General features: G+C 59.5%; 12 protein-coding genes. 5 read left to right on the forward strand and 7 right to left on the reverse strand.

The window, feature by feature from the left end; all coding sequences use genetic code 11:
* Positions 1-118: 118 nt before the first annotated feature.
* Entirely contained in the window at positions 119-1600 is a 1482-nt protein-coding gene (locus OZ428_RS10040; protein WP_269133269.1) for a methyl-accepting chemotaxis protein, read from the reverse strand.
* Positions 1601-1696: 96 nt separating this feature from the next.
* Positions 1697-2503 carry a TatD family hydrolase gene (locus OZ428_RS10045; RefSeq protein ID WP_269133270.1) on the reverse strand — a complete coding sequence of 269 codons (807 nt, stop codon included), beginning with the start codon at positions 2501-2503 and terminating at the stop codon, positions 1697-1699.
* Between the two features lie 237 nt (positions 2504-2740).
* On the opposite strand from OZ428_RS10045, the gene OZ428_RS10050 reads away from it, so the two are divergent.
* The 3 genes from OZ428_RS10050 (at position 2741) to OZ428_RS10060 (ending at position 5254) form a co-directional block, all read left to right on the forward strand.
* Positions 2741-4162: a transglycosylase SLT domain-containing protein gene (locus OZ428_RS10050; protein WP_269133271.1), complete on the forward strand. Its 1422-nt coding sequence runs from the start codon at positions 2741-2743 to the stop codon at positions 4160-4162.
* A gap of 102 nt (positions 4163-4264) precedes the next feature.
* Complete coding sequence (locus tag OZ428_RS10055) at positions 4265-4699, forward strand: DoxX family protein (protein WP_269133272.1); 435 nt, start codon at positions 4265-4267, stop codon at positions 4697-4699.
* Positions 4700-4945: 246 nt separating this feature from the next.
* Positions 4946-5254: a hypothetical protein gene (locus tag OZ428_RS10060; protein ID WP_061435833.1), complete on the forward strand. Its 309-nt coding sequence runs from the start codon at positions 4946-4948 to the stop codon at positions 5252-5254.
* 4 nt (positions 5255-5258) lie between these two features.
* On the opposite strand, the gene OZ428_RS10065 is transcribed toward OZ428_RS10060, so the two are convergent.
* Genes OZ428_RS10065 through OZ428_RS10075 form a run of 3 tightly spaced genes read right to left on the reverse strand, consistent with a single transcriptional unit; the run spans position 5259 to position 8653 of the window.
* Entirely contained in the window at positions 5259-6989 is a 1731-nt protein-coding gene (locus tag OZ428_RS10065) for a Gldg family protein (protein ID WP_269133273.1), read from the reverse strand.
* A 15-nt stretch (positions 6990-7004) separates the two neighbouring features.
* On the reverse strand, positions 7005-7730 hold the full coding sequence (locus OZ428_RS10070; protein ID WP_269133274.1) for an ABC transporter permease: 726 nt from the start codon (positions 7728-7730) through the stop codon (positions 7005-7007).
* Positions 7727-8653: an ABC transporter ATP-binding protein gene (locus tag OZ428_RS10075; protein ID WP_269133275.1), complete on the reverse strand. Its 927-nt coding sequence runs from the start codon at positions 8651-8653 to the stop codon at positions 7727-7729. Before OZ428_RS10075 ends, OZ428_RS10070 begins: the two co-directional genes overlap by 4 nt.
* A gap of 218 nt (positions 8654-8871) precedes the next feature.
* Here OZ428_RS10075 and OZ428_RS10080 point away from each other — a divergent pair, with 218 nt between their 5' ends.
* Both OZ428_RS10080 and greB read left to right on the forward strand, forming a co-directional pair.
* On the forward strand, positions 8872-9858 hold the full coding sequence (locus tag OZ428_RS10080; RefSeq protein ID WP_269133276.1) for a hypothetical protein: 987 nt from the start codon (positions 8872-8874) through the stop codon (positions 9856-9858).
* A 113-nt stretch (positions 9859-9971) separates the two neighbouring features.
* Positions 9972-10445 (forward strand): transcription elongation factor GreB, encoded by a 474-nt coding sequence (gene greB / locus OZ428_RS10085; protein WP_038848564.1) that lies wholly within the window; start codon positions 9972-9974, stop codon positions 10443-10445.
* Between the two features lie 45 nt (positions 10446-10490).
* Here greB and OZ428_RS10090 read toward each other — a convergent pair whose 3' ends face one another.
* Both OZ428_RS10090 and OZ428_RS10095 read right to left on the reverse strand, forming a co-directional pair.
* A complete protein-coding gene (locus OZ428_RS10090; protein WP_269133277.1) occupies positions 10491-13001 on the reverse strand; it encodes an ABC transporter permease in 2511 nt (836 codons plus the stop codon).
* On the reverse strand, positions 13001-13684 hold the full coding sequence (locus OZ428_RS10095; RefSeq protein WP_061435844.1) for an ABC transporter ATP-binding protein: 684 nt from the start codon (positions 13682-13684) through the stop codon (positions 13001-13003). Before OZ428_RS10095 ends, OZ428_RS10090 begins: the two co-directional genes overlap by 1 nt.
* Positions 13685-13687 lie beyond the last annotated feature (3 nt).

Below are 13687 nucleotides of genomic sequence, written 5' to 3' on the forward strand. Positions count from 1 at the left end.
GGCGAGGTTGGTAGGGAAAAGAAGTCGGCGTTATTCGCCGGAAGAGCTAAGAAGTTTCGCCAAAACCTCGGGCAAACCGAGGCTTTGTTGTAGGCGGGGGATTACAGGGTGAACAATCCTACAGCTTCAACTGCCCAATCGCCTTGCTCAACTCCCCGGCCAGGGTGGCCAGTTCATTGCTGGTGGTGGCCGAGTCCACGGTCTGCTGCACGGTGTTCTCGGTCACGTCGCGAATGCTGACGACGGCGCGGTTCATTTCTTCGGCCACGTGGCTTTGCTGTTCGGCGGCGACGGCGATCTGGGTGTTGCTTTCGCGCATCTGCGCCACGGCGCTGGTGATTTCGGCGAGGGCGGCGCCGGCTTCCTGGGCTTGTTGCACGCAGTCGTCGGCCTTGAACGAGCTTTCCTGCATGAAGTCCACCGCGTCGCGGGTGCCGGCTTGCAGGGCCGAGACCATGCGGGTGATTTCGTCAGTGGAGCTTTGCACGCGCTTGGCCAGATTGCGCACTTCGTCGGCGACCACGGCAAAGCCACGACCCATTTCCCCGGCGCGGGCGGCTTCGATGGCGGCGTTGAGGGCGAGCAGGTTGGTCTGCTCGGCGATGCTGTGGATCACACTGACCACGCCGTTGATTTTCTGGCTGTCCTCGGCGAGCTTCTGGATCATTTCGGCGGTTTGTTGCACGCCGGTGGACAGGCCGGCAATCGAGCGCTGTACGCGGCTGACCACTTCCTGGCCGCTGCCGGCGAGGGTATCGGCAGTCTGGGACAGATCCCTCGTGGCGCCTGCGTGCTGGGCGATGTGATAGACGGTGGCGGTCATTTCGTTGATGGCGGTGGCAGCCTGGTCGGTTTCGCTTTGCTGGCCGAGCATGCCGTGTTGCACCTCGTTCATGCTGCTGGCCAGCCGTGCGGCGCCATCATCCAGTTGCCGGGCGGTGCGTGCCACGGTGTTCACCACGCGCTGGTAACCGGCCTGCATCGCGTTGAACGCGCTGGCCATTTGGCCGACTTCGTCTTTGCACGCCAAGGGCACGCGGGCCGACAGGTCGCCGGTTTTCTCCACGTGCAGCATCACGTCCTTGAGGGTGTTGAGCTGGCTGAGCAGGAAGCGGATCAGCAACTGCGAGGCACCGAGCATTGCCAGCATCAGGATCAGGACCGCCACCGCATAGTTGGCGAAGCGCTCTTCGAACACCTGGCTCAGGCTGGGCGCATAGGCAAAGACGGCAACGTATTGACCCTCAGGACGGGCGACGACTTCAGCGCCCATCAACGGGTTCTCGCCGAACACCGGCATGTGGTTGAGTTCGACCCAACCCGTGGCGCTGCCCAGGGCTGACAGATCCTGGTCGGCCAGGTGTGGGACTTGGCCGCGCTTGAACGTCAGCCAGTGCTCACCTTTAGGCAGTGATTCCCCAGCCGGCCAGGCGCCAAGCAGCCGCGCTTGTGCCTGCGCCGAGGCGAGGGACGCCGTGCTGCGCGCCTGCTGTTCAAGCTGTACGGCATACAGCACCAGCAGCAGGGTGGTGATGAAGGCGACCGCGTTGACGGCCCAGAATTTGTACTTCAGCGAGATATTGCTAAGCCAGGCACCCATGGAAGGTTTTCTCTGATAGCGGAAACAGCATTGGCAAGGTGCCATTATTGTGCCGCTATCCAGAGAAACGGTTTTGACGTGGGTCAATGCGCCGCATCAATCCACTTGGGGCAGTCCAAAAAAGCGACGGGCGCATGCCGTGCTGTTACGGGCCAGGTCTTCCAGGCTTTCGTTGCGGTGCAGGGCGACTTCGCGCAGGACTTCCGGCAGATACGCCGGCTCATTCCGGCCATTTTTCGGCTTTGGCCTTAGGGTGCGCGGCAGCAGATAAGGGGCGTCGCTTTCCAGCATCAGACGGTCACCGGGAATTTCCCTGACCAGCGGGTGCAGGTGTGTCCCACGACGCTCGTCACAGATCCAACCGGTGATGCCGATGTGCAAGTCGAGGTCGAGGTAGCTGAACAACGCTTGCTGTTCGCCCGTAAAGCAATGCACCACGGCGGCGGTGAGGTGGTCGCGGTAGTCCTTGAGGATCTCCAGCAGGCGCTGATTGGCGTCACGTTCGTGGAGAAACACCGGCAACTTCAGCTCGACCGCCAGGGCCAGGTGTTCTTCCAGGACTTTTTCCTGTTGTGGCCGCGGTGAAAAATCCCGGTTGAAATCCAGCCCGCATTCACCCACCGCGCGCACACGGTTTTCGCTGAGCAAAGCGCGCAGACGCTGGGCGCTGTCGCCGTTCCAGTCGCTGGCGGAGTGGGGGTGGATGCCGGCGGTGCTGAACAGCCGCTGGCCGCTTTCATCGAGTTTTTCGCACAATTGCAGGGCCTGTTCGCTGCCCTCGATGCTGGTGCCGGTGAGCACCAATTGCTGTACGCCAGCGGAATAGGCGCGGTCGAGCACAGCCTGGTGCTTCTCGTCGAAACTGGGGTTGGTCAGGTTGACGCCGATATCAATGAGTTGCATGGTGCTATCTCCGCCTGCGGCCGGAAAGCATATCAGAGCTGTAGATTTATAAGAAAAACGAAGAACTACAACGAGTTATAGCTGTCTTTGAACGTCGCAAGCGACATTGTGGTTGGCCCGCCGCCCGCCATCATGCCGCCGTTGCGTACCTTGCCAGCGCATAAAGCGCTCTGTTTCTGACCCCCACCGCCCCGTTTTTCGCGAGGGCGTTGGCCAGTATTCTTTTCCGGAGAGCGGATGATCCGACCCTCGGCGTTGCTTATGTTGTGCCTGACGTTGCTGCTGCCCATGGCGGCGGTCGCGCGTCTGGACGGGCCGCTGGAAGTGACCAAGCCCGGTAAGGTCCGCGACCTGGCGGAGATTCGCGCCAGCCGCACCCTGCGTGTATTGGTCAACCAGAGCCGAAACAGTTCCGGCGAGGTCCAGGGCCAGGCCATCGGTGTCGAATACCACCGCCTTCGCGCGTTCGAGCAATACCTCAATGGCCATGCCCGTGATGGCCAGGAGATCAACCTCAAGATCATTCCCAAGGCCAAGGACCAGTTGCTTGGCGCGCTGGCCCGTGGCGAAGGCGATCTGGTCGCTCCGGGTGAATTGCTGGACGTAAAGGCTGCACACAAGATCAGCACCAGCGACCCGATTGTCAGCGATGTACCGCTGTGGTTGGTGGGGGTGAAGGGCGAGCGGCGGTTCACCAAGTTGGAGCAACTGTCCGGCCGCACACTGGCGTTGACCACCGGCAGCGCGGCGGCGGATGCCATCAGCCAGGTCAACCAGAAGCTGGCGCTGCACAAGCAGCCGCCGGTGAAAGTGGAGTGGGTGGACCCGACCCTGGCCGTGGAGGATGTGCTGGAGATGGTCCAGGCCGGCATTTTTCACCTGACTATTGTTGAAAAACCGATTGCCGAACGCTGGTCGAAGATCCTGCCCAAGTTGCGCTTCGATAAGCAGGTGGCGATCAGCGAGCCGGGCGACGAGTACTGGTTCGTACGCCAGGATGCTTCAATGCTGCGGGCTAGCATTGATCGCTTCCTAAAAACTTACCGGACCCCTTCCGACCAGGATGTGGCGTTCCAGCGTATCTACCGTCGTCTCTATCAAGTGCGCAATCCACTGGCTCGGGTCGACCGTCAACGCCTGGAAAAACTGCGCCCGGTATTACAAAAGCATGCCCGCGAGCAGGGCATGGATTGGCTGAACCTGGCGGCACTGGCCTTCAAGGAGTCCGCTTTGGACCCTGGCGCGCGCAGCAGCGGCGGTCCCACCGGCTTGATGCAAATCACCCCTTCGGCAGCGCAGCGGGTAGGGGTCAACAACATTGAGAGTCTCGACAGTAATGTGCAAGCGGGCGCGCGCTACCTGGCGATGATCCGTCGCAAGTTCTTCGCCAGCCCCAAGCTCAATGAGCGTGAGCGCATGGCCTTTGTATTGGCGGCCTACAACATGGGGCCGGAGCGGGTGCAGGGCATGCGCACTGAAGCCAAGCGGCGGGGGCTTAATCCTAATCAGTGGTTCTTCCAGGTTGAACGCATCGCCATGGAGCAGGTAGGGATGGGCGGCGTCAGCTATGTTAATAGCGTCAACAAGTACTATTTGGCGTTTAACCGGGAGCGGGAGTCCCTGGAGCCGCCGGCGCCGAAAATCGCCTCACGGAAGTAATCGATTTTATCGATATTAATCAGGCATTTTTTCGGTTTTTATCATTGTTTAAACTGATTAATATAGCGGCCAACCCACCCTACTTTGAAAAGGATTATCACCATGAGCCCACTGATCAACAGCATCCTGTCCACCCGCGCCGGTTACGGCCTGACCCTTCTGCGCATTGTTGTCGGCATCATTTTTGCCGCTCACGGTTCGCAAAAACTCTTTGGCTGGTTTGGCGGTTACGGCCTGGCGGGTACTGCGCAGTGGATGGAAAGCATCGGCCTGGCGCCAGGTACCCTGATGGCGCTGTTGTCGGGCGGCACCGAGTTCTTCGCGGGTTTGGCCTTGATCATCGGCCTGCTGGCTCGTCCTGCGGCACTGGGCCTGACCATCCTGTCGCTGGTGGCGATCTTCTCGGTGCACATCCATAACGGTCTGTTTATGGCCAACAACGGTTATGAGTTCGCACTGGCCTTGCTCGGCGGTTCCCTGGCGGTGCTGCTGGAAGGTGCTGGCAAGCTGTCTGCGGACCGTGCCATCGCCAACTGATCCCGTAGAGTCCTCAAGAGGCCCGCCCTGTGCGGGCTTTTTGCTGATCGGAATTCTTGACACCGCCCCACCGGCTTCTCTAGGATGCCGCTCATGCGCCGATTTAAACAGCTAATTGCGGGGCGCCATGGGTGATCGTTATCGGTCCCGACAGAAGCATGTTCCATGCTTCGAAATTCCGCTAAAGCGCTGGTTCGGTGTTGCCTCTCACCTGCCCGCAGACTTTTGAGGCAGAGACACGACACGATGAATGCACTACGCCCTCTGATACGCCTGGCCCCGATCACCGCGGACCTCACTCAACGCAATCCAAAAATTCTCCTGGGCGGCAAGCACCAGCCGACGCTATTGCGTTACCTGGATGGCTGGCCGCGTCGCACGGGTCGACCTTCGGCGTTCCTGATCCAGTTTGTCGAAGACGGCGACTCCCTTGCACGTTTTGCCAGCAACAGTTTTGACCTCGCGGTTATCCAGGCGCCAACTGCCGACGACGCCGATGAGGTCATTCGCCAGTTGACCCGCATTGCCCGGCAAGGGCTGATCGCCCGTCGTTGAGCGTTCAGTGAATGACGCTGCCGGCTTTCAGCCGGCGACGGCGTTGGCCCAGAAAGACCAGCCAGGCGATCAGGCATAAGGTCACGGGTATCGCAAAGGTCACCGTCAGTTTTATAACCCACTCCAGTCGACGCACCTGGGCATAGGCTTCGTCCTCCAGGGCATGCAACTCCATGGGCAAGCGCAGGCGTTCCTTGTTGAGTGCCTGCAGCCGAGTGGTGGTGTCTACGGGCTGGGTGCCAAGGGCGGTTGTCCACGGGCTAAGCCGCTGCCATTCCTGCTCCGTGCGCTGTAGGCGCCGTTCCAATTCGCTGGCTTTTACGCGATAGGCCTGTTTCGCGACGTTGCGCATGCTCTCCAACCTGTTCGGCGACGTTTCCTGCGGCACACGCGGGCGAATGGCGGCGAGTGTGTCGGGGGCGGACAGGTTGTCCAGCGTATTCAAGACAAACAGCGCGTTGCCGTCGGGTGCCGAGTCATTGACCTTATCCATGAGCATGTCCGTGTCAGCCACCACCACGACATGAATCTGCGCCGCTTTCTGCAAACCGGGCGGCTGCCCCTTGATGCCATCGGGAAATACCGAATAGCTCGGCCCCTCGATGCGCGCGGCGATCACATGAGCTCGTTCCTGCTTTGACGCCCCTTCAATCAATGAGTCGATGCTGGCTGCGCTTGTGAGGCCGTTGGCGTCCAACAGGACAGACTGTTCGGAGCTTTGCAGGAGCGGGGTGAAGGTCGTGCGGCTCTTGCTCAGTGGAGAGAGGGCGCCACTGCTCGATACCGTCACCCTATTGAGGTTCCATGTACTGATGTCATGGATGTTCATCGCCTGTCGGGGTAGGTTCAATCGGACCTGATTGGGCGCGCCCGATGTCTCCCTTGGCGTGTAGACGTCGTCAACCACCAGCCTGTCCGCCGGCATCTGGATACCCCAGGCAGCCAGCAACTCGCTCAGCCGAGTGTTGCCTGGGGGGAAATTTGGGCGTTGCTCAGTCAAAGGGTCGACAAACATCATTAATCTGCCGCCCCTCAAGACAAACTGTTCAATGGCATACAAGGTTCGCTCAGACAATGCCTGAGGGTGCACGACCATCAGTGTTTTGATGGGCTGGGGAACGGATGCGGCAGTCGGCTCCAGATTGACCAGGTCGAATTCCTGCCTTAGCTCCTGCAGCAAGCGGCCTGCGGATCCGTCCATCGCCAATCCCGCCAATAGGGCAATGACCGGGCGTTCGGGGTGCTGCAATTTATAGAGCAGATGGCCGATTTCATACTCAAGCAGTGGCTCCTGGTCGAGGCTGAAGGAACCAATACGTCGCACACCGTGACCTGCTCGGGAGCCGATAAGACCGAGAAACCCGGCATTATCGTCGAGCCCGGAGAGCCGGGCTTTGTAGGCGTCCTCCGAAAAAGGCGCCGGTTCAATCAGGTGCAGGTTGATCATGCCATTGGCTGTTTCCTCGTACTCCTTGAGCAGCTCTTCAATACGCTTGCTGTAGCGTTGCACCGCGTAGCTTCTTTTGGGGGCGTTGGCGGAGTTGAAGTAATACAAGTCGAGCGGGTCTTCCAGTGTGGTGAGCAGCTGTTTTACCGCAGGTGCCAAGGTGTGAACTTTTTGCTCAGAAAGGTCCCACCGTATATCAGGAAGTTTACCTATCCAAACCAGATTGAAAGCCAGGAAAAGCAGGAAGGTGACGGTAAGTGTCATGCCGGTGCGCAGCGAGGACCGCATTGAGGATTTCCCTTCTCAGCTGTGTTTGTAGTTGAGTGTGACTATCGTCGCAGCGAGAAAGGCGAAGATCATGCTGATGAAGTAGAGCGTGTCACGAAGTGTGAGCTTCCCATCGTCGATATTGCTGAACCGTAATGTAGGGCTGAGTGCGGCCAAGCTATCAATCAAGCCAATAGGGGCTTGGTGTTCAAGTGCATCCAGGATGGAAGAAAGTCCACTGGCTGTCAGAAGCAGGCCAAGGGTCAATATGAAAATGACAGTGCGCTGGCGTACAAATGCACAAATAAAGCAACCCACGGACAGGTAACTGCCTGCCAACAGCCAACTCACAAAAAATTGCGAAGCAATAACGCTGTTATCGGCCCTGCCCAAGTAGTTGGCGATGATGACGAGAGGAGACATCAGAAACAGGGTTGCACCTGCTACGAACCAGGCGGCCAGGAATTTTCCGATCACCCATTCATAGGTTGTGATGGGCATGGTTTTCATTAGCCCGAGAAAGCCTGTACTGGACTCATCCGCCCATAGTTGCGTGGCCAAGGCGGGAATCAGTAGTAAATACAGCCAGGGGTGAAACTGGAAGAACACCTGCAAGTCACTGATGTTTTGTTCCGGCCACGGGCTTATGTACTTTCCCAATGTCACGGACAGTATGAGGAAGACGGCAATGTGCAGGTAAGTGCTGGGTGTGCAGGCATAGCTGGCGAGCTGACGCTTGAAAATAATAGGTAATAATTTCAACGGGGCGCCTCCTGGCTCAGGTGGTGGACCACATCATTCAGGCGACCTGGTTCCAGGTTTAACGAGTTGATTTTCCAGCGGCGACTGGCAATCAGCGTATTGATATGGGGATAGATGGCGTGTCCCGGCATGGCGAGCACGGTCACCGTGCCGGGGGCATGTCGATGTTCTTCGATGCCGGCCACGCCGGGCAGGACGGCCAGGGCCAATAGGTCTAATGGTGTGTCCGCGGCCAGGGTGACGGCCTGGAAATGACGTGAGTCGCGTTGTAGATCGGGCAGCGGGTTATCGGCGACCAGGCGACTGCCTGCTATGACTAACGCTCGGGTACACACGTCAGATAATTCATCGCAGTGGCGAGAAGCGATGATGACCGTCATTTCTTGCGTTAAAGATTGGATGAGCGACCTGAACGCATATTTTTGATCAGGTGCAAGTCCTTCGGTGGGGTCATCCAGCAGCAACAGGACAGGGCTATGCACGATGGCCTGCGCAAGGGCAACTTTACGTTTCCAGCCGATGGAGAGGGCATCGAGAGGCGCATCGAGCACAGGAAACAAATCCAGTCGTGCGATGACCTGTTCCAGCCGCGAGCGCTTTTCGGCGCCGTAGAAGCCGCGAACGGCAGCGATGAAGCCAAGGAACGCTTTGACGGACATCGTTGGATGGCCGAGGTCCGTGGACAGTTGATAACCAACGAGTTGCCTTGCCTTAAGTGCATGGGTTTGTATATCGAAGCCCTGGACCTTTATATAACCGCTGGAGGGCTGTGTTGAACCGGCTATTAAATCGAACAGAGTTGTTTTGGTCGAATGATCTTGCCCAAATAATCCCACGCATTCTTGTTGATTGGCGATGAACGAAAAGTCGCTGAGTACAGCTGTGTTACCCGTGTGTTTTGTCAGATTGCTTATTTCGATCATTTTTTACCGAAAAAGTTTGGTATGACGTAGGGGGCGTGAAAAAAGGGTACGGGTAACGATCGCTTTTGGGAACGTCGATAATGCTTAATAAGAGAAGTCCTACGTGCGGGTTGGGCAGGCCGCTGAAGCAATGTGTTAGGTTTCGGAATGTCCAATTTTCGAATGTTTATTAGTTGTTTATATAAACTTTCTGCACTGTGTAATGAGGCCTGAATACCATGATGCTGCTACGTACCCTTGTTCTTGAGCGTAATGGTCAAGATGCTCCGGTTAATGGTGCATTGCTCTGTGGCTTTGCCGTAGGTCAGACGGCCTCCAATTTTCTTGTCTATAGCCTGGACGAGGAAGTGGAACCGGAAAGTTCCAGGGTATATATCGCCGCGTTACGTAAGAAAGTTGATCGGTATTTCCTGGGTGGGGTTGAGTCCAGGGAGGATCTGCAGTTGGCATTACATGTGTTCAAGCAGATTCTGACGTTGGCCGCTTCGGGATTGAAGGCCGGCGGGGTGACGGAAACCCAGGTGCCCTATCATTTTGTCGATTTGAAAGGCTGCAAGCTGCCGCCTGCCAGGCCCGAGGACCATCATTCGGTGATCATCAAGAAGGCGCTGGTGATGAAGGTGATCACCCTGGGCATGTCTGCGCCGACGCTGCCGGCGATCGAAAGCGCTTCAGTGATCGTACCGTCCATTCGTTTTTCGTCGCAAATGAGCTCATCTCCCAAGGCGATGAATCCTTCCGAGCCTGTCCCTGCGCCTGTGCATGAGCATTCCGTTGAGGAGATTCGACAACCCCCTGTCGAGGCCCCGTTGATGATGGCGCAGGCCGCAACGCCCATCCAGCCGGAGCCCGATGTGCCGACACCTCTGAAACGTCCGCCTCCAGCCGACCACAGTACGTTGTTCGAAGTGGACAGCACGTTGACCAACCTGGCCCGGGTTGCTCAAGAGCTGACCCAGCAAAAGCTGGCAGCCATCGAACGGGAATCGGTACTGGAGCAATGGCAGGCGCGCTTGCAGCAAGAGCAGAAACAGTTGGATGAGAAAGCTCGAGAACTGGAGCGGCGCACCACTCAACTGCACGATCATTCGCTTGCGGTCAGCCAGAGAACCGAGGCCTTGAAGGTTATGACGTCGCAGGTATCGGGTTTGCGGCAGAGCCTGCGGGGTGTGCTGCTTGAACTGGATCAGGCGTTGGATGGCTAGACTGGCCTGGCTACTTTCCCGGGTTCATTTATCATCAACGCCAGCCAGCCGACGCCTGGGCTTTAAACTCAGTCGGATCGGCACCTATGGACATTGCCTCGGGATGCAAGCGTTTGAGTACCAAGCTGATTACCAAAGAAGGCCATGAAGCGCTGAAAAAGGAGCTGGATTACCTGTGGCGCGAAAAACGCCCGGACACCACGCGCAAAGTGACCTGGGCGGCTTCGCTGGGAGATCGCAGCGAAAACGCCGATTACCAGTACAACAAGAAGCTGCTGCGTGAAATCGACCGTCGCGTGCGTTACCTGCGCAAGCGCCTGGAGGACATGCGCGTTGTGGAATACATGCCCGAGCAAGAGGGCAAGGTGTTCTTCGGTGCTTGGGTGGACATCGAAAACGAGCAAGGTGAGACCAAGCGTTTTCGCATCGTTGGCTATGATGAGATTTATGATCGGATGGACTACATCTCCATCGACTCACCCATGGCCCGTGCGTTGTTGCGCAAGGAAGTGGACGATGAGGCCGTCGTGCAGACCCCGGGTGGAGACGTATGCTGGTGGATCACCGGCATCGAATATGTAAAGTGAGCGAAGTCGTCCCGCGTCCAGTGATGAACGCGGGCCGACCAAGTTTCAACCTTCGCGTAGCACGGTCAACGGGCTGGCGTTGAGTGCGCGGCGAGTGCCGAATACACCGGCACCGCCGATCAATACGGCGCCAATCACCGGCAGCAGCAACAGCCAAGGGTGAGGCTGCCAGGCCAGGTCGAACGCATAGCGATACAGCACAAAGGTCACCACCTCGGTCCCCAGCGCTGCGAGCAGACCACTCACTGCGCCCAGCAGCCCGAACTCGATACGCCTGGCCTTGACCAGCAGCTTGCGTTCGGCGCCCAGTGCACGTAGCAGCGCCCCCTGGCGGATGCGCTCATCCAGGGTGGCTTGCAGGCCGGAGAACAGCACCGCCATCCCTGCCGCCAGTACAAACAGCAGCACGTATTCCACCGCCAGGGTCACCTGGGCAAGGATACTGCGCAACTGCTCCAGCAGCGCTTCGACCTGCAGGATGGTTACCGCCGGGAACGCCCGAGACAGGTCGACGATTTGCTGGTCATGTCCAGGCGCCAGGTAAAAGCTGGTCAGGTAGGTGGCGGGCAGGTCCTTCAAGGTGCCCGGTTGGAAAATCATGAAGAAGTTGGGCTGGAAGTTATCCCAGTTGATAGTCCGCAGGCTGGTCACCCGCGCTTCACGGTTTTCCCCGCCCACGGTGAACACCAGGTGATCATCGAGCTTGAGCTTGAGGCTTTCCGCCACCTTGGCTTCGACCGATACACCGGGGATTTCATCGGTAGGTTGCTGTGACCACCATGCGCCGGCAGTCAGGGCATTCCCCGGTGGCAGGTCGGCAGCCCAGGTCAGGCTCAGGTCGCGTTGCACCGCGCGATCGCCGCTGGAGTCCTTGCTGACGATTTCCTGTACGGGCTCGCCATTGATGCTGATCAGGCGACCTGGCACCACCGGATACAGCGGCGCGGACTGAGCCTGCAATTCCAGCAGGCGGGCGCCAAACGCGTCCTTATCAGCCGGCAGGATATTCAGGGCGAAATAGTTGGGCGCGTCCTTGGGCAACTGGTTTTGCCAGGTATCGAGCAACTCGCCACGCAGCAAGGCGATCAAACCCATGGAAAGCAGGATCAAACCAAACGCCAGGGACTGACCTGCCGCCGCTAACGGATGGCGCAACAGTTGGCCCAGGCCCAGTCGCCACGGTAGGGAGGCGCGCGCCAGCAGACGGCGCAGGCTTTGCAACAGCAGCAGGAGCAGGCCGCCGAGTATCAGCGCAGCCACCACGCCACCGCCCAGCAGGGCGAAGGTCAGCACCAGGTCAAGGCTCAGGCGCCACATGATCAGGCCCAAGGCAAACAGTGCCGCGCCATAGACCATCCAGGTGCTGGAAGGGATCGGCAGCAGGTCGCGACGCAAGACGCGCAGCGGTGGCACGCGGCCCAGTGCAGCCAGGGGCGGCAGGGCGAAACCGGCGAGAGCGACCAGCCCGGTACCGATCCCGGCGATTGCCGGTAGCAGCCCGCCGGGTGGCACGTCCGATGGCAGCAAGTCATGGAGGAAATAGAACAGGCCAAACTGCGCCAACCAGCCGAGCAGGGCGCCGGTGAGGCTCGCCAACAGCCCCAGCACGCTCAGTTGCAGGCTGAACAGCAACATGGCTTCGCGTCTCGACAGTCCCAGGCAACGCAGCAAGGCACTGGCGTCGAAGCGTCGGGTGGCGAAGCGATTGGCCGACAGTGCCACGGCCACACCGGCCAACAGCACGGCCACCAGGCTGGCCATGTTCAGGTAGCGCTCGGCCTTGCCCAGGGCGCCGCCGATCTGCTGGTTGCCGTCCCGTGAGTCCTGCAGGCGCTGGTTGGCGGCGAGCCCTGGCTTGACCAGGTCACGATAGGTTTGCAACAGAGTGCTGCCCTGCGGCCCGCGCCAGAGTTCGCGGTAACTCACGCGGCTGCCGGGCTGCACCACACCGGTGGCGTCCAGGTCTGCCAGGTTGATCATCACCCTGGGCGTGAGGCTGTAGAAGTTGCCGGCGCGGTCCGGCTCGTAGGTCAGCACGCGGGCCAGGCGCAGTGTCTTCATGCCCACATCGATGCTGTCGCCTACCTTGAGGTCCAGCGCCGTCAGCAGTCGCGCTTCCACCCAGGCTTCACCGGGTTTCGGTCCGCCGCCTGGGGTTTCATCGCCAAAGGGTGCAGCCGCGCTTTTCAGTTCACCGCGCAGTGGGTACTGCTCGTTGACGGCCTTGATGCTGGAGAGCTGGATGCCATTATCGGTGGCAATGACGCTGGAAAACTCCACCACGCGGGCGTGATCCAGGCCCAGCTCGGTGCCGGACTGGATTTGCTCGGGACGGGCAGGCGAGCTGCCTTCGAGCACCAGGTCGGCGCCGAGGAATTCGGTGGCGCGCAACAGCATCGCGCCGTTGAGGCGCGCACCGAAGTAACCGATGGCGGTACTGGCGGCGACGGCCACCAGCAGGGCGAAGAACAACACGCGCAATTCACCGGCGCGGGCATCGCGCAGCAATTGGCGCATGGCAAGGCTGAACAGGCGCAACAGCGGCAAACGTGCCATCAAGGCTCCAGGGGCGCGACCATCAGGCCGGCTTCAAGGCGGATCAAGCGTCGGCAACGGTGGGCCAGGCGCTCGTCGTGGGTGACCAGCACCAGGGTCGTGCCGCTTTCTTGGTTGAGTTCGAACAGTAGGTCGCTGATGCGCTCGCCGGTGTGGCTGTCGAGGTTGCCGGTGGGCTCATCGGCAAACAGCACGTCCGGTTCTGCGGCAAAGGCGCGGGCGATCGCCACCCGTTGTTGCTCGCCACCGGAGAGTTGCCGGGGCGAGTGGGTCAGGCGTTGGCCCAGGCCCACGCGTTCCAGCAGGTGCCGGGCACGCTCGCGGGCGTCTTTGCGGCCATCCAGTTCCAGCGGCAGCATGACGTTTTCCAGCGCGTTGAGGCTGTCGAGCAATTGGAACGACTGAAATACGAAGCCCACGTGCTCGGCACGGATGCGCGCGCGCTGGTCTTCGTCGAGGGTACTCAGGGCTTGCCCGGCAAGGGTCACTTCGCCGCTGCTGGGCAGGTCAAGGCCGGCCAGCAGGCCGAGGAGGGTGGATTTACCGGAACCGGAGCTGCCGACGATAGCCAGGCTATCGCCCTTGTTCAGTTCCAGGCTCAGTTCGTGCAGGATAGTCAGTTCACCTTCCGCGCTGGGAACCACTTTGCTAAGGTTCCGCGCGGTGAGAATGCTTGCGCCCATGGA

Origin of the sequence: Pseudomonas sp. GXZC (assembly GCF_026967615.1) — a bacterium.
Lineage (GTDB): Bacteria > Pseudomonadota > Gammaproteobacteria > Pseudomonadales > Pseudomonadaceae > Aquipseudomonas > Aquipseudomonas azotoformans_A.

Excerpts from the sequence above, each read along its gene's own strand:
- OZ428_RS10040 (WP_269133269.1), bottom strand. The coding sequence starts at position 1,600 with ATGGGTGCCTGGCTTAGCAATATCTCGCTGAAGTACAAATTCTGGGCC.
- OZ428_RS10055 (WP_269133272.1), top strand. The coding sequence starts at position 4,265 with ATGAGCCCACTGATCAACAGCATCCTGTCCACCCGCGCCGGTTACGGC.
- OZ428_RS10065 (WP_269133273.1), bottom strand. The coding sequence starts at position 6,989 with ATGCGGTCCTCGCTGCGCACCGGCATGACACTTACCGTCACCTTCCTG.
- OZ428_RS10060 (WP_061435833.1), top strand. The coding sequence starts at position 4,946 with ATGAATGCACTACGCCCTCTGATACGCCTGGCCCCGATCACCGCGGAC.
- OZ428_RS10050 (WP_269133271.1), top strand. The coding sequence starts at position 2,741 with ATGATCCGACCCTCGGCGTTGCTTATGTTGTGCCTGACGTTGCTGCTG.
- OZ428_RS10075 (WP_269133275.1), bottom strand. The coding sequence starts at position 8,653 with ATGATCGAAATAAGCAATCTGACAAAACACACGGGTAACACAGCTGTA.
- OZ428_RS10080 (WP_269133276.1), top strand. The coding sequence starts at position 8,872 with ATGATGCTGCTACGTACCCTTGTTCTTGAGCGTAATGGTCAAGATGCT.
- OZ428_RS10095 (WP_061435844.1), bottom strand. The coding sequence starts at position 13,684 with ATGGGCGCAAGCATTCTCACCGCGCGGAACCTTAGCAAAGTGGTTCCC.
- OZ428_RS10090 (WP_269133277.1), bottom strand. The coding sequence starts at position 13,001 with ATGGCACGTTTGCCGCTGTTGCGCCTGTTCAGCCTTGCCATGCGCCAA.
- OZ428_RS10045 (WP_269133270.1), bottom strand. The coding sequence starts at position 2,503 with ATGCAACTCATTGATATCGGCGTCAACCTGACCAACCCCAGTTTCGAC.